This is a genomic window from Psychroserpens sp., assembly GCF_036960315.1.
Taxonomy (GTDB): domain Bacteria; phylum Bacteroidota; class Bacteroidia; order Flavobacteriales; family Flavobacteriaceae; genus Psychroserpens.
The window spans coordinates 163,115-181,646 of record NZ_JBALVR010000003.1 but is presented as its reverse complement, the minus strand read 5'-3'; the positions used below and the strand labels follow the sequence as shown (position 1 = coordinate 181,646).

The window sequence follows — 18,532 nt, the reverse complement described above, 5'->3', positions numbered from 1 at the left end:
ATTTATATTTGAGGCAGCATGCCCTATAGGAATATTTAAAAACAGGTTCAATATTTCGGCATCAGCAATGATCCAGTGTAAGTTGTTATGATTAGTTATATTAATTCGATTGGCATTATTTAAAACAATATTTAGCTCAAAACTATTGAATTTAAAATCTGTATCGTCTATAATTTCTCCAATGATTTGAACTGCTATAATTTGGGATAAAAGATCATTAGTTTCACATGATCTTGCTTTATCTGTATGGAATCCTATATAAAATCTATTTATGGATTTATCAAATTCGATTGGAGTAAAAAAACAATATAAATTTTAATAGTTCCAGTAGAAAACAATATAACCCATATAATAGCAAACCAATACTTCGAAAGAAGATCTGAGCTTCCATATTCGTTATACTAATAAACTCCAACAGCTATAAGTATGGTTTATTAAAACAAAAACAATAGTGAAAAGCGACTAACCTAATGTAGGTTTAATTTCAAATCTTGAATTGGGTTTTTGATAAAGCACATGGAGTTCAATGTTAGAACCGCCTTTTGCTAAGGGGCTTACAGAAGTTGTTTTCTTGTTATGTTCTAAATCAACATCACTCAAAAAGCTTATAATTTATCTTTCAAAAACTTTCCAGTAATAGACGCTTTGTTTTCAACTAATTCCTCAGGAGTTCCTTGAGCCATTAATTGTCCGCCACGAATACCTCCTTCAGGACCTAAGTCGATGATGTAATCGGCACATTTAATTAAATCAAGATTGTGTTCGATGACAATAATCGAATGCCCTTTTCCAATTAATGCTTGAAACGATTTGAGTAATTTCTTAATATCGTGAAAGTGAAGTCCGGTTGTTGGCTCATCAAAAATAAATAGTGCATTATCGCTTTTAGAACCTTTTCCGAGGAAAGAGGCTAACTTAATACGTTGTGCTTCACCACCAGAAAGGGTAGAAGAACTCTGTCCTAAAGCCACATAACCTAAACCTACATCTTGAAGCGGTTGCAATTTATTCTTGATTTTAGTGACGTTATGTTTATCGAAAAATGCAATCGCATCATCAATGGTCATTGTTAAAATATTATCAATGTTTTTCCCTTCAAAAGTAACTTCTAAGACATCTTTTTTGAAACGCTTACCATTACAGGTTTCACACGTTAAGTGCACATCTGCCATGAATTGCATTTCGATGGTAACTTCACCATCACCTTTACAGGTTTCACAACGTCCGCCATCGACATTAAAGCTGAAATGCTTAGCTTGATAATTTCGAATCTTACTCAATTTCTGATTAGAAAACAAAGCTCTAATATCGTCATAGGCCTTGATATACGTCACAGGATTAGAACGTGATGAGCGACCAATTGGGTTTTGGTCAACAAACTCAATATGTTTGATATTCTTAAAATTCCCTTTAAGTTCGGTAAACTGACCTGGTTTGTCACCAAATCCTGTCAGTTGCTTTTGTATGGCAGGGAATAGTATCTCTTTTACTAATGTACTTTTTCCACTACCAGAAACACCAGTGATAACGGTTAGCATTTCTAAAGGAAACGTGACATCAATGTTTTGAAGGTTATGCTCTCGAGCTCCAATAACATCTATTTGATATTTTGAAGTTCTTCGACTCTTTGGAAGCTCAATTTTTAATGTTTCGTTTAAATATTGAGCTGTTAAAGAATTAGATTTCAGAATATCCTTGAAAGTTCCAGTTGCCACAACTTCTCCACCAAGAGTTCCTGCTTCTGGACCAATATCGATGATTTCATCAGCAGCTTTCATGATATCTTCATCGTGCTCAACAACAATCACAGTATTTCCTAAATCACGAAGAGCTTGTAAGACTTTGATGAGTTTTTCGGTGTCTTTTGGATGCAAACCAATACTGGGTTCGTCAAGGATATACATTGAACCAACCAAGCTGCTTCCTAGGGATGTTGCTAGATTAATTCGCTGACTTTCTCCGCCAGACAATGTATTTGATTTTCGGTTTAATGTCAGGTAATCTAAGCCTACATTACTTAAAAATGATAATCGGTTATTGATTTCTTTAAGTAGACGTTTGGCAATTGTTGTATCGTAATCGTCGAGTTCTAATTGCTCGAAAAAACCAGCTAATTCATCCAGAGGCATCTCTACCAAATCGGTAATCGTAACATCAGAAATCTTTACATAATTGGCTTCTTCACGAAGTCGTTTCCCTTTGCAAATGTGACATTTTGTTTTTCCGCGATAGCGAGACAACATCACACGGTTCTGAATTTTATAGGCTTTCGATTCTAATTCGGAAAAGAATGAATTCAAACCTTCAAAATACCCGTTACCCTCCCAAACCAATTGTTTTTGGGCTTTGCTTAATTCGAAATAAGGTTTGTGTATTGGGAATTCAAATTTATGAGAGTTGTTTACTAATTGGTCTCGATACCAGCTCATACTTTCTCCTCTCCAAGGAAAAACCGCATTTTCAAAAACTGATAATCCTGTATTTGGAATCACTAAATCTTCATCTATGCCAATCACATCCCCATAACCTTCACATTTTGGGCAAGCTCCATACGGATTATTAAAGCTGAACAGGTGAGGGTTGGGTTCTAAGAACGTCATTCCGTCTAATTCAAAACGATTATTGAATTCTGTACGCTTTTTATCAGAAAGTGATTCTATGATACAGGTCCCTTTTCCTTCAAAAAAAGCAGTTTCTATGGCATCTGCCAATCGGTTATAAAAATCATCTTCGTGCTTGACGACAATTCGATCAACAACTAAAAATATATCTTTTTTTATGTTTTTCTCAACAGCTTCATCAATTCTGAATACGTCTTCTTTGTACTGAACTCTAGCATAACCCTGTTGTTTTAATACATTTAGTTTGTCATCCATAGTTCTCCCTTCTTCTAAAATGATAGGAGAGAGGAGTAAGAGTTTTTCGCGATCATCAAACGATTTTACCAAATTTAAAACATCTTTAGTACGATGTTTTCTAACCAAATCACCAGAGACAGGTGAGTAAGTTTTTCCGATTCTAGCAAATAATAATTTTAGATAATCATAAATTTCGGTGGAGGTTCCAACTGTAGATCTTGGATTAGTACTATTCACTTTTTGTTCTATAGCTATTGCTGGAGCTATACCTTTTATCACATCTACCTTAGGTTTATTAAGTCTGCCCAAAAACTGACGCGCATAACTGGATAAGCTTTCTACATAACGACGTTGACCTTCAGCGTATAAGGTGTCAAAGGCCAAGCTAGACTTCCCTGAACCCGATAAACCAGTGATTACCACCAATTTATTTCTAGGGATTACAACATCAATATTTTTTAGGTTGTGCAATTTCGCACCCTTTATGATGATATTTTCTTTTGGATTTAGGTCTAGAATGTTACTACTCATGGGTGTTTTAGCGAATAAGGAAGTGCAAAGATAGGCCTTTTCTTGAAGCTTAAAAAATGGATGATTATTGATTAAAATGTTAAAGTTTGGTGTTTTTTTTTGGAATTTCGGAATGATTGTTGTTATATTTGAGAACATAAACAGTTAAAACATAGTTGCCTATATTATAAGATTACTTTAAAATTTAACCCCAAGCATAAGATTAATTTCTTTGCCCTTAAAGTAATTATTATGAGACACGAGCTTATCACAGACGCTGTTTTAGTTAAGAACTACATGAATGGAGACGAAAACGCTCTATCTATACTTATCCACAGACACAAACAAAAAATTTACAGTTTTATTTATTCTAAAGTCTTTGACAGAGACATCACTGAAGATGTATTTCAGGATGCTTTTATTAAGGTTATTAAGAATTTGAAACTTGGTAAATATAATGAAGAAGGCAAATTCTTGCCTTGGGTGATGCGTATTTCTCATAATTTGGTAATTGATCATTTCAGAAAAAATAATAGAATGCCAAAATTTGATAATTCTGGGGAGTTTAGTATTTTTTCTGTATTAGGAGACAGCTCTTTAAATGCCGAAAAGCGATTAATCAAGGATCAAGTAGAATGTGACTTAAGACGTCTTATCGAAGAATTGCCAGAAGACCAAAAAGAAGTTCTAATTATGCGCATGTATAAGGATATGAGTTTTAAAGAAATATCTGAACGTACCGATGTAAGTATTAATACGGCTTTAGGAAGAATGCGTTATGCACTCATTAATTTGAGAAAGGTAATTGACAAGAATAATATTATTTTAACAAATTGATACAATAAGTTAAGTTTTGTTACGTTTATAGGAATATAACAAACTAAAAACCATAAAATGGCAAAACTTTACTCTGAATGCCCTCAAAAACAAAACGACCTAAACCCAAAAGAAGAGACAGTGGATTTTCTTTTGAGTTACAGCAAAGCTTTAAGTGTTATACATTGCAATAATTTGAAGTTTGAAGCACTTCAAAACTAAATTTGAAAAAACCCTGAATCGTTAGTCTTCAGGGTTTTTTTTACTTTTTATTCTTAGCAAAATATTCCTTCAATACCGAAGTTCTACCAATCGTTTTGGTAATCACATCTTTGTCCAAATCCCAGCCTCTAGCAGGAGAATATTCTCGCCCATACCAAATAACCTGAAGATGTAAATCGTTCCATAAATCCTTCGGAAATAGACGCTTTGCATCCTTTTCGGTCTGTACGACGTTTTTTCCATTAGTTAAATTCCATCGATACATCAAACGATGAATATGCGTATCCACAGGAAATGCAGGTATTCCAAATGCTTGTGACAAAACAACTGCAGCAGTTTTATGACCAACAGCAGGCAATTCTTCTAGTGCTTCATAGGTTTTTGGGACTTTCCCGTTATGCTTATCAATTAAAATATGTGATAATCCGTGAATACCTTTACTTTTCATTGGCGATAAACCTACTGGCTTTATAATTTCACGAATCTCTTCCACAGAAAGCTTAATCATATCATATGGGTTATCGGCTTTTTCAAACAATAACGGTGTGATTTTATTCACACGAACATCTGTACTCTGTGCAGACATTAATACAGCAATTAGCAAAGTATAGGGGTCTTTGTGCTCTAAAGGAATTGGTATAGTTGGATACAACTCTTTTAACGTATTAATAACAAAACCCACCTTTTCTTGCTTAGTCATAAGTCGTATTTTTATAAAAAATTAATTAACCATCAAAGTTAGCAATTATGACACAATTAAAAGCAGGAGATCAGGCTCCAAATTTTTCGGCAAAAGATGAGCAAGGTAATACGATTTCTTTAGCAGATTATAAAGGAAAAAAGTTAGTGGTTTTCTTTTATCCTAAAGCGAGTACACCAGGTTGTACAGTAGAAGCTTGTAATTTAAATGATAATTACGAACGTTTTCAGGCTCTAGGTTATGAGATTTTAGGTGTTAGTGCTGATAACGCAAAACGCCAATCTAATTTTAAGAATAAATATGGATTTAAATACCCTTTATTAGCAGATGAAGATAAGACTGTCATAGAAGCCTTTGGAGTTTGGGGTCCTAAAAAATTTATGGGAAAGGAGTACGATGGTATTCACAGAACTACCTTTGTAATTGATGAAAATGGTATTATTGAGGACATTATTACTAAAGTGAAGACTAAAGAACATACAGCTCAGATTTTATCCGAATAAAGTTTTACGTCATGCTGAATTTATTTCAGCATCTCATTATTATAAGTGTGTGAGATTCTGAAATCGAAGATTCATGAATACTTAAACAAAAAAAACCGCATGAATTACATGCGGTTTTTTAATATATCATTTTAAATGATTTACTCTCCTAAATGGATTTGTTCAGTCTCACATCCAAAGAGGCTTTTCTCTTTAATTAGATTTGAAACACCTTCAGGAAGCATGCCTTCCCAGCCATCTTCACCATTTGCGATCATCTTTAATACCGTTCTTGAGAATACTGATAATGTCGATTCGTCATAATCAGTAATATCTACAACTTTGCCATTATACTTAAAGAATTTGTACAATTCTTTCATTCTTGGGTGTACTTTTAGGTTTTCACTATCTGTTAATGTACCATCATCATTTTGTATTGGATATAGGTAAACACGTAAATCTTTGAAAAATAATTTGCCAAAGGCTTCCAGAATTCCACCACTTAAATGTCGGTAATATTTTTCATCAAAAATGTCAATCAAGTTATTAACTCCCATTGCTAATCCCATACGAGCTTTAGTATATTGAGAGAAGTATTCAACCAGTTTGTAATACTCTTGAAAGTTTGAAATCAGTACAGTTTGCCCTAAAGAGCATAGTAATCTTGCACGATCCATAAAATCTTGCTCATCGATTTCCCCCTCAGCACGAAGGTTAGAAAGTGTAATTTCAAAAATCACTTGAGTTTTCTCAGTATCGACTTTATTTTCTTTAATGAACATTTCATAAGACTTCTTATACATGTCCATATTAACTTTAGTTACTGGTCTAAAGCTACCACGCAATGTTAAAATATTCTTCTTGTAGAGTACTCTTGCTGGAAGAACATTGTTTCCGTCTGGCGCAAACATAACGGCATCTGTCATTCCGTTTTTAACCAATTGTAAACTCATTAAGCGATTATCAATATCTTTAAATACTGGTCCAGCAAAATTAATAGTATCAATTTCTATTTGATCTTTATCTATATGATCATATAGGTAACGTAAGAGTTTTTTGGGTTCGTTGTATTTGTAAAATGCACCATAGATCAAATTAGTTCCTAAAATACCCAGAGTTTCTTGTTGTAATCGAGCGTCAGTTTCTTTAAATCTAAAATGTAGTACAATTTCATTATAGCCTTGGTCGGAATCGACTTGGTATTTAATACCAATCCAGCCGTGGCCCTTATATTTTTTAGCAAAATCAATAGTTGCTACTGTATTTGCATAAGTAAAGAACATTTTATGAGGATGATCTTCTCTAGTAAGGCGTTTTTCTACCAAACCAATTTCATGGTCCAGCATTTTTCTTAAACGCGCTTCAGTCACATACCGCTTGTCATCTTCAATACCATAAATCGCATCACTAAAGGCTTTATCATAGGCGGACATGGCTTTTGCGATAGTTCCAGAAGCCCCTCCAGCTCTAAAGAACTGACGTACAGTTTCTTGCCCAGCTCCAATTTCAGCGAAGGTACCATAGATATTTTCATTTAAGTTGATGCGCAAACATTTCGTTTTTAACGAAGGAATCTCATCAAACTCTTTATCTCCTTTTAAGGTTATTTCCATCTTATGTTTTGGGTTTGTCAACTTTACAAAGGTATTAAAATAGCAGGTCAAACTAAAAAAATTAGTTTTATTTTTGTTCCAAACAAATTATATTTTGAAAGTTACTTTTTTAGGTACAGGAACATCTCAAGGCATTCCAGTTATAGGAAGTGATCATCCTGTGTGTTTAAGTGTGAATCCTAAAGACAAACGGTTACGGGTATCGGTCCTAATAGAATGGGATGATTTTACTTATGTGATCGATTGTGGACCAGATTTCAGGCAACAAATGTTACACGCTAATTGTAGCAAGATTGATGGTGTTGTTTTTACTCATGAGCATGCCGATCATACTGCTGGATTGGATGATATTCGTCCGTTTTATTTCCGTCAAGGTGATATTCCTTTTTATGCACACAAACGCGTATTAGGCGAGCTGGCAAAGCGGTTCAATTACATTTTCACTTCGGAAGATAAATATCCTGGTGTACCTAGTGTGATTAAAAATGAAATAAAAAACGAACCTTTTTTTCTTGGCAATTTGCAAGTCATGCCTATTAATGGTTATCATCATAAATTACAGGTTTTCGGTTTTCGATTTGGCGATTTTGCATATCTCACAGATATGAAAACCGTCGCTGACGAAGAGGTGGAGAAATTGATAGGAGTTAAGGTTTTGGTTGTGAATGCGTTAAGAGAAAAAGAACATATGTCACATTTCAATCTTCAGGAAGCGCTTGCGTTTATTGACAAGGTCCAGCCAGAAACAGCATATTTAACGCATATTAGTCATTATTTAGGTTTCCATGATGATGTACAACAAAGCTTACCAGAAAACGTTTATTTAGCTTACGATAACTTACAAATAGAATTATAGAACTATTATTATGAAGCAAAGAATTTTTATGTACTTGTTTATTTTCACCTTGTTATTGGTGATTTTTCAATTTGTGAATTCAAAAAACATTATTGAAGACTACGACAAGAAGCTCACAAGTTACATGGAGAATAATACACAGCTTAAGGATTCTATTCGTATGATAGAAGATGATATAGCTTCAGATTTGTATACGTTTCGATTTGATACTAATGATGATGCTATGACCTACTGGGAAAAGAGAGGTTTCAGAATATCAGAGTTTGTGCCACTTATTAAAGACGGATTAATTAGTCTAAATGAATACGACACAGAAGATCATCCATTAGTGCCTTTTGCCTCAATGTCTGGCAAGAAAATGCGCATTGACCAGATTAGAATGTTAAACCATAAATGGATAATCATCAGTTTTACAGATGGAACATATTGGGGTGAAATGCTTTTAGGGTATGATATGGATGATAAGGGAAACCTAACGTTTAAGGATATAGGTAATTTATTATATCAACCTAGATAATAGCGGTACTTCCGCTTTCTTTTTTTATAATGAATGAAATTAAATACGGTTTATTCATTTTGTGACTTTTGTTTTAGCCAATATTCTCGGGTAATACTAAATACTTTAAATTCTTTGACTTGTTTTTCGAAAGTCATTCCGTTTTTTTTGGCAACAATTTCAGAACCGATATTATCAAAATGCATCATCGACATGAGATTATCTGTAAACTCATGTTCAAAACAAAAATTTTTACATTTTATAGCGGCTTCTTGTGCATAGCCTTTTCCCCAATACTTTGGAAGGATAGAGTAGCCAATTTCTAAACGTTCTACCTCTTCAATGTTTTGAATTAAAAGTCCGCATTGTCCAATAAATTCGCCAGTCTTTTTGTCGATCAGCGCATTCATGCCTCCAAGGTTGTTTTCGTATCTGTGAAATACTTTTTTGAACCAGTGTTCGCATTGTTCAGTTTGTGATAAACCGTCTACCATGCCTAGAAATTTACCCACATAATCCTCTTTAAATAAAGGCAGCCAAGCATCAAAATCATCTTTTGTGACTAATCTGAAATGTAAACGTTCGGTTTCTTCGTCTGTGAGAAGGTAATCCATTCTATGTTTTTTGTTTGTCCTTCAGAAGGAGGAACGAACGACTGAATAATATCCTGAATAGGTTATTCGCTACGCTTTGAATGACAATAAATTTAAATTCGCTTTTCCAGCCAACTTCTAAGTTCATAGAAATTTTGTGGAGCAACACCATGTCCGACAGGAAATTCAGAATACGTATGTTTGATATTAAGTTTGTCTAGAAATTGAGGTGCTTTCCTTGCCCAATCTACAGGTATCACTTGATCAACACTTCCATGAGAACAATAGAAATCTAACTGTGAAAAGTCCATGTCCTCTATGTTTTCGGCAAGCATATCTTCGCTTACATAACCGCTTAGGGCAACTATATTTTTTACCTTTTCAGGATAGGTAAGAGCTACAGCATAACTCAATATAGTACCTTGACTAAACCCTAAAAGCGTGACATTATTTTTATCAACGGGATATTCTGCACAAGCTTCATCAATAAAACGAGCAATCTTATCTCTTGATTCTACAGCTTGTTCAACATCATTCCATTTGTTTTGGTTCGCATCAAAATTGATGGCGTACCAAGCATTGCCAGAAGGTTGCATTGGATGTGGAGCTCGTACCGAAATAATATATAGTTCTTCTGGTAATTCTTGTGCAAATGAAAACAAATCGTTCTCGTCACTTCCATAGCCATGACACATTATGAGTAATGGCGCATTGTCTTTTAAATACGAAGGTCTTGTAATGTGATGTAAAGTCATGAGCTATTGTCCTATGGATGCAAATAGTTTTTGAAAGAATGGTCCTAAAATTGGTACTTCATTCATTTTTTTGCCGACAGCTCCTAAAATACCGTAGATAAAAAGAACGATAAAGAAAATCCAGAATGATGTCGAAATCATCCAGCTGTCAAAAGCTCCAATAAAATAACCTAAAATCATTTGTAACAGCCATAACCCTAAAGCTTGACGTACGTGAAAGGACACCAGTGGATTCCGTTCTTCACGATTCATGAAAAAGGCAATTAAAGTTCCAATAAGCGTTATATAGGCTACAATCGCTAAACTATCTTTATTATCATTTGAGGTGTTCTGCATATTTTTTAATTTAATATCAATTGATTATTAGCTACAATCCCATAAACCTTTCCTTTCAATTCTTTTCCTTCAAACATAGAATTCTTAGACCTTGAGTATATGTTTTGTTTTGAAAACATATAAGTATCATTTGGATTAAATAGTGATAAATTAGCTCCGCTTCCAACGCTAATTGAAGAGCTTTCAACATTAAAACGCTCTTTTCCTTTGATAAGTAATTCAACTGTTTTCTTTAGGGTAAACACTGAGTTTAATGCTCCAAAAGCACTTTCTAGTCCGATAGTTCCATATTTAGCATAATCAAACTCTATCTTTTTATCTTCTATATCAATTGGGTTATGATCACTTGTGACCATATCAATCGTTCCATCTTTAAGTCCGTCAATAAGTGCGTCCATATCATTTTGAGTTCTTAGAGGCGGTAGGACTTTAAAGTTGGTGTCGAAAGTTTTTAGATGTTCGTCTGTAAACATCAAATTATGAATAGCGACACTGCAAGTTACATCGAGTTTCTTTTGCTTAGCTGCTCTAATCAGTTCAACAGATGTAGCTGTTGATATCGTTGGTATATGAAGTTTGCCTTCGGTATATTCTAGAATGAATAAATCTCTTGCGATTTGTAAGTCTTCGGCTAGAGACGGATTTCCTTTTAAACCGAGTGATGTGCTTGTTACATTTTCATTCATCACACCTAATCCTGAAATTTTTGATTCCTGTGGAAATGAGCACACCAAACCACCAAAGTTACTAGCATATTGCAAGGCTAGTTTCATGAGGTTCGGATTAGCAATAGGATGCTGATAATCATAATAAGCAACGGCTCCAGCTGATCTCATATCGAATAATTCGGCTAAATCTGTACCATCACTGTTTTTGGTTAATGCTCCAATAGGATAGAGGTCTACCGCATGATTAGCTGCTTTAGATTTTAAAAAAGCGATATCAGCATAAGAATCTAGAACCGGATTGGTGTTTGCGTTAACTGCAACAGCAGTAAAACCTGAGTGTGCTGCAGTTTTGAGTCCGTTGTCTATCGTTTCTCGTTCTTCGAATCCAGGTTCGCCAAAACTCACACTGCTATCAAACCAACCTTGTGAAACGTGAAGATTGTCTAATTTAATTTCTTTGTAGTTTTTCGGATTTTGAATGCGTTTAGAAATCTTGGAAATCGTTCCTTTCTCTATTAGAATATCAACGGTTTGATTGTGAAAATCGCTTTTAGGGTCAACTATAGTGGCAGATTTTACAAGTACGTTCATTTTAGGAATTTTAAGATGAGCATTTCAATGATTAAGAAAATCACTGCAAAAATAACAAACCATTTCCATAGTTCGTTAACATTCGTTGCACTTTTGATATCACTTATAGCAGAAGCTACCGAATTATCGATGGTTGTATTGCTAATGTTTTGAGTATCAAAATAGTTAAGATTGCTTTCGTTTCTGTCAAAATTAAAACTCAAATTCTTGAGGAAAGTGTCTTTATTTTGTACTGCAATAATACCAGCAATATTAGGGTAGGTATTAGTGATTAGCTCTACTTTGTTGTTATAAGTTTGTTGCAAAGGTATGACTGAGTTTTCACCATTTACTAAAGTCAAAATGTCATCCTGTTGTAATTGTGTTGCGATATCAATGGTGTTTTCTTTACCAATAGTATAGAACAAATCACCAGTTTTTAAACTCTGCTTTCCAATATTATAAAGGACTGGAACAATAAGTGGTGAATTTTTGAAATTTGAATTCTCAGTATTTAATGCTGCGGAAAAACGATATGCATTTCCAGATTGTGCGAGAAAAGAAACGCCATCTTCAAAACTTAAAATTGAAGACACCGAACCTGACGCATTCGTATAAAACGAATTCACTTTTGGATACTGAAAATTGGTAATACGCTTATCAAAAACATTACTTAATAATGGATGTGAAAAGTTTATGGTTGTAATCTTCTTTTCAACAGTATTTGAAGTGTTAAAACTTGGTAAGCCATAAATCGTAAACAATTGATTATAATTATTTAACACTGCATCATTTGAAGGAATAATTAAAATACTTCCACCTTTATCAGTAAATGATTTTAAAGTAGTTGCTAATGAGTTTGGGATGTCATTAAGTTCATTTAAAACAATCAAATTTTGTTGCTCTAAGGTATTATAATTTAGTGCACTAAAATCTGACGACGTATACTCAAATTCATCACTTGTATAAATCTTTTTAAGGAAGGTATCATCGGTTTCATTAATTGCTAATACATTTATTTTTTCACGTCTATCGATATTAAAAAACAAGGTATTATCATATTGTAGATTGCGATCTTCAATAACAATTCTTCCATTAAAAACGGCGTTTGCAGGAATCGTAAAGTTTGTTGTGGCTTTATCTGTAATGTTGACTGCCGTTTTAGCAATTAATTTGTCATCATTATATAAAGAAACGGGTAAGGTTTCGATAGGAGCTCCTTGATTATTAATGCGAACCGTTAGCTCTAGGTTTTCAACTGTTGTTTTGGACACGTATACACTGTCTACCGTAATATTGCTCTGATTGGATGGTTTAAGCTGCACCAGTTTCAAATTAATTAAACTATCGTTTGTGGCTGTGAGTGCTTCGCTTTTCTGCTGAAAATCGGATACCAAGACCAAATTTTTAATCGAACTCTCATCGTTTGAGAATACCTGTTTTCCTTTTAAAACTGCGGCATCATACGCCAATTGGTTTGGCGAATGTTTTAATTGAATTAAATCATTCTTTATGGCTTTGATACTCGTATTATTGAAATTTGCATCATTGGTGAAAATCGAAATTTGTTCATTTTCATCAACGTTTTCTATAATATCTTGAATGGCTGTGTTTAGCAAACTACCGTTAATGCTAGGAGATTGCATACTAAACGAATTATCAAGATAGATAACGGTTTCACTTTTGGTACTAAAACTGTCTGAATTTGATATGTATGGTTGTGCAAACGCAATGATAACGCAAGCAAGCAGTAATAGACGCGTTATGAGTGTTAACCATTTTTTTAGTTGCGAGCTCTTTCGTGTTTGAATGGTCAGTTCTTTTAAAAACTGAACATTAGTAAACGGAACGCTCTTAAATTTTCTAAGCTGAAATAAGTGAACAATGATAGGAATGATGAGCAGAAATAAAGCGTAAAGAAGTTCTGGGTGTTTAAACTGCATTCCTATTTTTGGGATTGTTTTAGTTAGGAATCAAATATAGAAAATGATAAGCGATTAGTAGCTTTTGCTTTTGAGAAATTTAACGTTTTATGAATTTTATTAACAGAAAAAGAAATAATCAACCATTGAGGACATCTGTTGTGATATAAAGTAGGCTTTGATTTCTTCTTGTGATTCATGATTGGCAACGGTTACAATACTCTGCGGTTGTTCTATAGCTTCTAGATGCTCAAAACTGAAAAGCAACTCATCGTAGATGTGTTTCCCTATTTTTTTTGGGTTATCACAAATCCAGATAAAAGGCACTTGTTTTCGTTTTAAAAGCTGTGCTACTTTTTTTCCTTTTTTTCCTGCTCCCCAAATTGTTAATGGTCTTAAAGGATTGTAATTGAGTTCTAAAAAATAATCAACTTTTAGTTCTAGAAAGTGGTTTTCAGCATAGTGTTCGTGAGTGCGTGATGCTCTAGTACTATAGTCTCTCCAATAGTGCAAAAGGTTCTGACTAGGTATACATTTCATGTTCTTTGTGTAAAATCGAAATGTTAAATCATAATCCTCTGGATATCGATTAGGTGTAAAGGCTCCACAAGCTAAAAAATCATCGCGATGAAGCATCCAACATGGTGAGGGAATCACACATTCTTTATAAATTTCAGAATAATTTTGACCTTTGCGAGTTAGGCCATTTAACCACGATTCGTACTTAGCGTAACCATCACCAATACCGTTAGCATTAAAATACTTCACCAAACCTAATGCGATGTGCTGTTTTCCATGCGTTTGTAAATCTTTCAGCATTACCTCTAATTTTTCAGAATGCATGATGTCATCGCTATCCATTCTAGTGATGTAATTGCCTTGACTTTTAGAAAATGCCAATCGTAAGGCATCAATGATCCCAGTTCCTGTATTTTTAAGAAGCTTTATACGTTTATCTTTGTCCGCGAAAGCGAGAACAATATCATGACTCTTATCTGTAGAATGATCATCTACAATTAGTAATTCCCAATGAGGATAACTCTGATTGATAATAGACTCTATACATTCTGGTAAATACTGCGCAGTATTCTGAAAAGGTGTAAGTATGCTGATAAGCGGTTTTTGCATCTCACAAAAGTACCATTTTAACAAAACCTTAGCTAAATTACTGTTAACAGATTGTAGTTTTGTGCGTCAGACACCAAAATCTAAAAAAACAATTAAAACGACATCATGAAAAGAATTCTTTCAATTTTTGCTGTAAGTGCTTTGCTTGTAGCATGTGGATCATCTAAACCCTTAGTCAATGACTTGGCTACAGCAAATCCAATTTCAACTTCAATTAATTTATCAGCAGTTGCTAACGATAAAGCTCCTGTAACCATAAATCCTGGACGTTTTACTCAGGAATCGGTTACCTACAGGTTACCTAAAGTGGTTCAAGGAACGTATTCTGTAAGTGATTTCGGGAAATATATTGACGATTTTAAAGCCTTTGATTACAACGGAAAAGAAATGCCAGTAGTAAAAGAAGACACCAATACGTGGACGATTGCCAATGCTAAAGATCTTGATAGAATCGAGTATTTAGTAAATGATACTTTCGATCAAGAAAAAATTGGAGGAATTGGAGGAGAAGTTCCTTTTTCACCATCTGGAACCAATATAGAGCCAGACAATTATGTATTAAACTTACATGGTTTTATAGGTTACTTTGATGCTTTAAAAAGCGCACAATATACTTTAGATGTGACGGCTCCAGCAAATTTTGAGCGTACATCTGCATTGCAAAATACAAATACGGAATCAAGTTCTGACGGAACTCAAATAACAACATCTTACTTCGCACCACGTTATTTTGATATTACAGATAACCCAATGATGTACGGTAAACTAGACGTTGAAGAGTTTATGGTAGGAGACATCAAAATTGTACTTAGTGTATACTCTCCAAATAAAGTGCATACTGCAGCTAGTATGAAAGAGACAGTTTACACAATGATGGAAGCTCAAAAAGCTTACTTAGGCAATGTTAACTCGACACCTCGTTATGATATTTACTTATACTTATCAGATGGAAGTGAAGGTGCTCCTAAAGGGTTTGGAGCTTTAGAGCATCATACGTCTACTGTAGTAGTTTTGGGAGAAAGTTCTACAAAGGAGCAATTAGCAGCATCGATGATTGATGTTGTTGCGCATGAGTTTTTTCATATTGTGACACCACTTTCTGTACATTCTGAAGATGTACATTATTTCGATTATAACGATCCAACATTTTCTAAGCATTTATGGATGTATGAGGGTGTGACTGAATATTTCGCACAACACTTCCAGATTTATGAAGGTTTAGTAGATGCTGATACATATTATCGAACTATGAATCAAAAAATTCAGGTATCTAAAAACATGGATGATACGATGAGTTTTACTGTGATGAGTGAAAATGTGCTAGAAGAGCCTTATGCATCTAATTACTACAATGTATATATGAAAGGTGCTTTAGTTGGGATGTGTATTGATATTTTAATGAGAGAAGAGAGTAACGGAAACCGAAGCATGTTGTCTCTTATGAAGGAACTATCTGCTAAATACGGAAAAGAAAAACCATTTGTAGACGATAATATCGTTGCAGAGATTACTGCAATGACTTATCCTTCTGTTGGAGCGTTTTTAACAGCGCATGTTGTTGGCGGAACACCGATTGACTATGGGAAGTTTTTCGGAAAAGCTGGATTGACTTATGGAGAAAAAAGAATACCTACGAGCTACATTCAAAATGGAAGTGGATATATTTTTGGAGCAGACCAAGAGAAAGGTCAGATTTTCTTTTCTGAAGGTGTTAATGACAACAGCTTTTGGGTAGAGCAAGGTGTTATGCCAAAGGATATCATCAAAACTGTTGATGGAGAAGCGCTTACCATGCAAAATGCTCAAGCAATGCTTGGTAAACTTTACCAATGGAAAGAAGGCCAGGATATTAAAGTGATATTAGAGCGTGACGGAAAAGAAGTTGTAATAGAGGCTACGTTAACGCCAACCTTTACTACAGCTAAAAGCCTAATTGAAGATGAAAATGCAACGGCTAAGCAAATCGCAACTCGAAAAGCGTGGTTGAAAGGGTAATCAATCTAAAGTGAATTAATTTAAAAGCTCAACATGTATATGTTGGGCTTTTTTGTTTTAGAATCCTTCAAAAACACCTAGACCAAATAAGGCAAAATCATATTTTACAGGATCGTTTGGATCAAATTTACGTAAGGCAGTATCGAGTTCTAGTAAAGCTTTACCGTCGTTTTGTTTACGTTTGAGGAGTTTTAATTTTCGGGCAACGTTTCCGGAGTGAACATCCAACGGACATGATAATAGAGCAGGAGAGATACTTTTCCAAATTCCGAAATCAACACCATTATTATCTTGTCTCACCATCCAACGTAAATACATATTGATGCGTTTCGCCGCAGAATTTTTCAAAGGATCACTCACATGTTTCTTCGTGCGTTCTAGATGCTCAATTTCGAAAAAGTGTGTTTTAAATTGATGAATGGATTGCTGAAAACTTTCGCTTTCAGTGTATTTAGAAAACACAGCTTCTAGTCCGTTATGCTTGGTGTAAATATGTTTTAAGCTTTTTATAAATTGAACAAAATCGTTACCATTAAACGTTCTGTGAACAAATGATTTGAGATTATCAAGATCAGAGTCATTATGGTTCATGATGAAATCATGTGGTGAATGATCAAGCAAGTCCATCATTTTATTGGCATTATTGATAATGCTTTTACGATTTCCCCAAGCAATAGTAGCTGTTAAGAAGCCAGCAATTTCGATGTCCTCTTTTTTAGTGAATAAATGTGGCACTTGTATAGGGTCACTCTCAATAAATCTCGGATGATTGTATTGATCAACTTTTATGTCTAGAAATTCTTTGAGTTCTTTTTTGTTCAATTGAAATTTTTAAATAATACCTCACAAAGTTACAGTTCTTTAATACTAATTACAATGAAACTATTATTTTTGAATGGAATATCAACTTATGCTTATGAAATCTAAATTATTTATTCTCGCTTTTAGCCTTATTGTATTTAGTGGGTGTCGGAGTGATAAAAACATGAAAGAAACGTCTATCACTAAAGTAGAAGGAAATAGTGATATTATTAACCTCGATAACGTTGAATTATCTGTCGAATTATTAAAGAAAGGTGTGAAGCTAAAGAGTTCTGTTATTAAAGATAGTCCTGCAGGAGGAAGTAATAACCTATTGACCTTACAACTTATTTTTGAAAACGATTTTAAGGATGTGATTTATATCAAGGTTATCGATAAAACTGATGGAAAAGGAAAACGTGCTAAATTAGAAGTAGAAGGACAGAATGGACGTGTGGATAATTATGATTTCATCTTTGGAAAAAGTGTTCAAATAGAAGTAAATAGTTTGATTTTGGTGGAGTAATATTACCCAACAATTTTACCATCAACCATTGTCAGTTTCCGGTCTGCCATATCTGCTAATTCCTCGTTATGAGTAACAATGACGAATGTTTGTCCAAACTCATCACGCAATTTAAAAAAGAGATTGTGTAGGTTTTCGGCAGATTCGCTATCTAAATTCCCAGAAGGTTCATCGGCAAATATCATACTCGGATTGTTAACCAAAGCTCTAGCGACAGCGACGCGTTGTTGTTCACCACCAGATAGTTCGTTAGGTTTGTGATTGTAACGATGAGATAAACCTAGAAAGTCTAATAATTCTTTTGCGCGAGTTTCCGCTTCAATTTGCGATTTTCCGAAGATAAACGCAGGAATACAAACATTCTCTAAAGCTGTAAATTCGGGTAACAATTGATGAAACTGAAAGATAAACCCAATATGTTTATTTCTAAATTTTGCTAAGGCCTTGTCTCCTAATTGAGATACGGAGACGTCATTAATCTTCAATTCGCTAGAAGTATTGCGATCAATTTGGTCTAAAGTCCCTAGAATCTGAAGAAGTGTCGTTTTTCCTGCGCCAGAAGCTCCAACAATAGAAACGACTTCGCCTTTTTTGATATTGAGATCTACACCTTTTAAAACATGTAAGTCTCCATAGTATTTATGAATATTTTTTACTGATATCATGCACAATTTATAAAGTGTTC

At 34.3% G+C, this 18,532-nt stretch carries 18 protein-coding genes; 7 read left to right on the top strand and 11 right to left on the bottom strand.

Translation table 11 applies throughout. The features are described from left to right. Positions 1-605: 605 nt before the first annotated feature. Positions 606-3,389, bottom strand: coding sequence for an excinuclease ABC subunit UvrA (uvrA, locus tag V7719_RS06655; RefSeq protein WP_335729104.1), 2,784 nt, complete (start codon positions 3,387-3,389; stop codon positions 606-608). A 231-nt stretch (positions 3,390-3,620) separates the two neighbouring features. Here uvrA and V7719_RS06650 point away from each other — a divergent pair, with 231 nt between their 5' ends. Together V7719_RS06650 and V7719_RS06645 are read left to right on the top strand one after the other, a co-directional pair. After that, on the top strand, positions 3,621-4,205 hold the full coding sequence (locus V7719_RS06650) for an RNA polymerase sigma factor (protein ID WP_335729103.1): 585 nt from the start codon (positions 3,621-3,623) through the stop codon (positions 4,203-4,205). Positions 4,206-4,262: 57 nt separating this feature from the next. After that, complete coding sequence (locus V7719_RS06645) at positions 4,263-4,406, top strand: hypothetical protein (protein WP_335729102.1); 144 nt, start codon at positions 4,263-4,265, stop codon at positions 4,404-4,406. 40 nt (positions 4,407-4,446) lie between these two features. Here V7719_RS06645 and V7719_RS06640 read toward each other — a convergent pair whose 3' ends face one another. Beyond that, a complete protein-coding gene (locus tag V7719_RS06640) occupies positions 4,447-5,106 on the bottom strand; it encodes an endonuclease III domain-containing protein (protein WP_335729101.1) in 660 nt (219 codons plus the stop codon). Between the two features lie 47 nt (positions 5,107-5,153). Here V7719_RS06640 and bcp point away from each other — a divergent pair, with 47 nt between their 5' ends. After that, entirely contained in the window at positions 5,154-5,609 is a 456-nt protein-coding gene (gene bcp / locus V7719_RS06635; protein ID WP_335729100.1) for a thioredoxin-dependent thiol peroxidase, read from the top strand. Between the two features lie 140 nt (positions 5,610-5,749). Here the strand turns inward: bcp and V7719_RS06630 are convergent, their stop codons facing one another. Further along, on the bottom strand, positions 5,750-7,201 hold the full coding sequence (locus V7719_RS06630) for a TonB-dependent receptor (RefSeq protein ID WP_335729099.1): 1,452 nt from the start codon (positions 7,199-7,201) through the stop codon (positions 5,750-5,752). Between the two features lie 94 nt (positions 7,202-7,295). On the opposite strand from V7719_RS06630, the gene V7719_RS06625 reads away from it, so the two are divergent. Both V7719_RS06625 and V7719_RS06620 read left to right on the top strand, forming a co-directional pair. Then, entirely contained in the window at positions 7,296-8,057 is a 762-nt protein-coding gene (locus tag V7719_RS06625; RefSeq protein ID WP_335729098.1) for an MBL fold metallo-hydrolase, read from the top strand. A 10-nt stretch (positions 8,058-8,067) separates the two neighbouring features. Continuing rightward, positions 8,068-8,574, top strand: coding sequence for a hydrolase (locus V7719_RS06620; protein ID WP_335729097.1), 507 nt, complete (start codon positions 8,068-8,070; stop codon positions 8,572-8,574). Between the two features lie 50 nt (positions 8,575-8,624). Here the strand turns inward: V7719_RS06620 and V7719_RS06615 are convergent, their stop codons facing one another. From V7719_RS06615 to V7719_RS06590, 6 genes are all read right to left on the bottom strand, one after another. Further along, positions 8,625-9,167, bottom strand: coding sequence for a GNAT family N-acetyltransferase (locus tag V7719_RS06615; RefSeq protein ID WP_335729096.1), 543 nt, complete (start codon positions 9,165-9,167; stop codon positions 8,625-8,627). Between the two features lie 92 nt (positions 9,168-9,259). Then, entirely contained in the window at positions 9,260-9,901 is a 642-nt protein-coding gene (locus V7719_RS06610; RefSeq protein WP_335729095.1) for an alpha/beta hydrolase, read from the bottom strand. 3 nt (positions 9,902-9,904) lie between these two features. Further along, positions 9,905-10,237 carry a hypothetical protein gene (locus V7719_RS06605; protein ID WP_335729094.1) on the bottom strand — a complete coding sequence of 111 codons (333 nt, stop codon included), beginning with the start codon at positions 10,235-10,237 and terminating at the stop codon, positions 9,905-9,907. A 5-nt stretch (positions 10,238-10,242) separates the two neighbouring features. Beyond that, the gene (locus tag V7719_RS06600; RefSeq protein WP_335729093.1) at positions 10,243-11,496 is read right to left on the bottom strand and encodes a dihydroorotase; all 1,254 of its coding nucleotides are present in this window, start codon (positions 11,494-11,496) and stop codon (positions 10,243-10,245) included. Continuing rightward, entirely contained in the window at positions 11,493-13,418 is a 1,926-nt protein-coding gene (locus V7719_RS06595) for a BatA domain-containing protein (RefSeq protein ID WP_335729092.1), read from the bottom strand. The genes V7719_RS06600 and V7719_RS06595 overlap by 4 nt, the downstream gene beginning before the upstream one ends. Positions 13,419-13,517: 99 nt before the next feature. Beyond that, positions 13,518-14,525: a glycosyltransferase family 2 protein gene (locus tag V7719_RS06590; RefSeq protein ID WP_335729091.1), complete on the bottom strand. Its 1,008-nt coding sequence runs from the start codon at positions 14,523-14,525 to the stop codon at positions 13,518-13,520. A gap of 105 nt (positions 14,526-14,630) precedes the next feature. Here V7719_RS06590 and V7719_RS06585 point away from each other — a divergent pair, with 105 nt between their 5' ends. After that, on the top strand, positions 14,631-16,520 hold the full coding sequence (locus tag V7719_RS06585) for a M61 family metallopeptidase (protein WP_335729090.1): 1,890 nt from the start codon (positions 14,631-14,633) through the stop codon (positions 16,518-16,520). 57 nt (positions 16,521-16,577) lie between these two features. Here the strand turns inward: V7719_RS06585 and V7719_RS06580 are convergent, their stop codons facing one another. Then, the gene (locus V7719_RS06580) at positions 16,578-17,342 is read right to left on the bottom strand and encodes a TIGR02757 family protein (RefSeq protein WP_335729089.1); all 765 of its coding nucleotides are present in this window, start codon (positions 17,340-17,342) and stop codon (positions 16,578-16,580) included. Positions 17,343-17,436: 94 nt separating this feature from the next. Here V7719_RS06580 and V7719_RS06575 point away from each other — a divergent pair, with 94 nt between their 5' ends. Continuing rightward, positions 17,437-17,847 (top strand): hypothetical protein, encoded by a 411-nt coding sequence (locus tag V7719_RS06575; protein WP_335729088.1) that lies wholly within the window; start codon positions 17,437-17,439, stop codon positions 17,845-17,847. 2 nt (positions 17,848-17,849) lie between these two features. Here the strand turns inward: V7719_RS06575 and V7719_RS06570 are convergent, their stop codons facing one another. After that, on the bottom strand, positions 17,850-18,512 hold the full coding sequence (locus V7719_RS06570; protein WP_335729087.1) for an ABC transporter ATP-binding protein: 663 nt from the start codon (positions 18,510-18,512) through the stop codon (positions 17,850-17,852). Positions 18,513-18,532: the final 20 nt, after the last annotated feature.

Excerpts from the sequence above, each read along its gene's own strand:
- V7719_RS06630 (WP_335729099.1), bottom strand. The coding sequence starts at position 7,201 with ATGGAAATAACCTTAAAAGGAGATAAAGAGTTTGATGAGATTCCTTCG.
- V7719_RS06585 (WP_335729090.1), top strand. The coding sequence starts at position 14,631 with ATGAAAAGAATTCTTTCAATTTTTGCTGTAAGTGCTTTGCTTGTAGCA.
- V7719_RS06575 (WP_335729088.1), top strand. The coding sequence starts at position 17,437 with ATGAAATCTAAATTATTTATTCTCGCTTTTAGCCTTATTGTATTTAGT.
- V7719_RS06650 (WP_335729103.1), top strand. The coding sequence starts at position 3,621 with ATGAGACACGAGCTTATCACAGACGCTGTTTTAGTTAAGAACTACATG.
- V7719_RS06640 (WP_335729101.1), bottom strand. The coding sequence starts at position 5,106 with ATGACTAAGCAAGAAAAGGTGGGTTTTGTTATTAATACGTTAAAAGAG.
- uvrA (WP_335729104.1), bottom strand. The coding sequence starts at position 3,389 with ATGAGTAGTAACATTCTAGACCTAAATCCAAAAGAAAATATCATCATA.
- bcp (WP_335729100.1), top strand. The coding sequence starts at position 5,154 with ATGACACAATTAAAAGCAGGAGATCAGGCTCCAAATTTTTCGGCAAAA.
- V7719_RS06615 (WP_335729096.1), bottom strand. The coding sequence starts at position 9,167 with ATGGATTACCTTCTCACAGACGAAGAAACCGAACGTTTACATTTCAGA.
- V7719_RS06610 (WP_335729095.1), bottom strand. The coding sequence starts at position 9,901 with ATGACTTTACATCACATTACAAGACCTTCGTATTTAAAAGACAATGCG.
- V7719_RS06645 (WP_335729102.1), top strand. The coding sequence starts at position 4,263 with ATGGCAAAACTTTACTCTGAATGCCCTCAAAAACAAAACGACCTAAAC.
- V7719_RS06570 (WP_335729087.1), bottom strand. The coding sequence starts at position 18,512 with ATGATATCAGTAAAAAATATTCATAAATACTATGGAGACTTACATGTT.
- V7719_RS06600 (WP_335729093.1), bottom strand. The coding sequence starts at position 11,496 with ATGAACGTACTTGTAAAATCTGCCACTATAGTTGACCCTAAAAGCGAT.
- V7719_RS06595 (WP_335729092.1), bottom strand. The coding sequence starts at position 13,418 with ATGCAGTTTAAACACCCAGAACTTCTTTACGCTTTATTTCTGCTCATC.
- V7719_RS06620 (WP_335729097.1), top strand. The coding sequence starts at position 8,068 with ATGAAGCAAAGAATTTTTATGTACTTGTTTATTTTCACCTTGTTATTG.
- V7719_RS06605 (WP_335729094.1), bottom strand. The coding sequence starts at position 10,237 with ATGCAGAACACCTCAAATGATAATAAAGATAGTTTAGCGATTGTAGCC.
- V7719_RS06590 (WP_335729091.1), bottom strand. The coding sequence starts at position 14,525 with ATGCAAAAACCGCTTATCAGCATACTTACACCTTTTCAGAATACTGCG.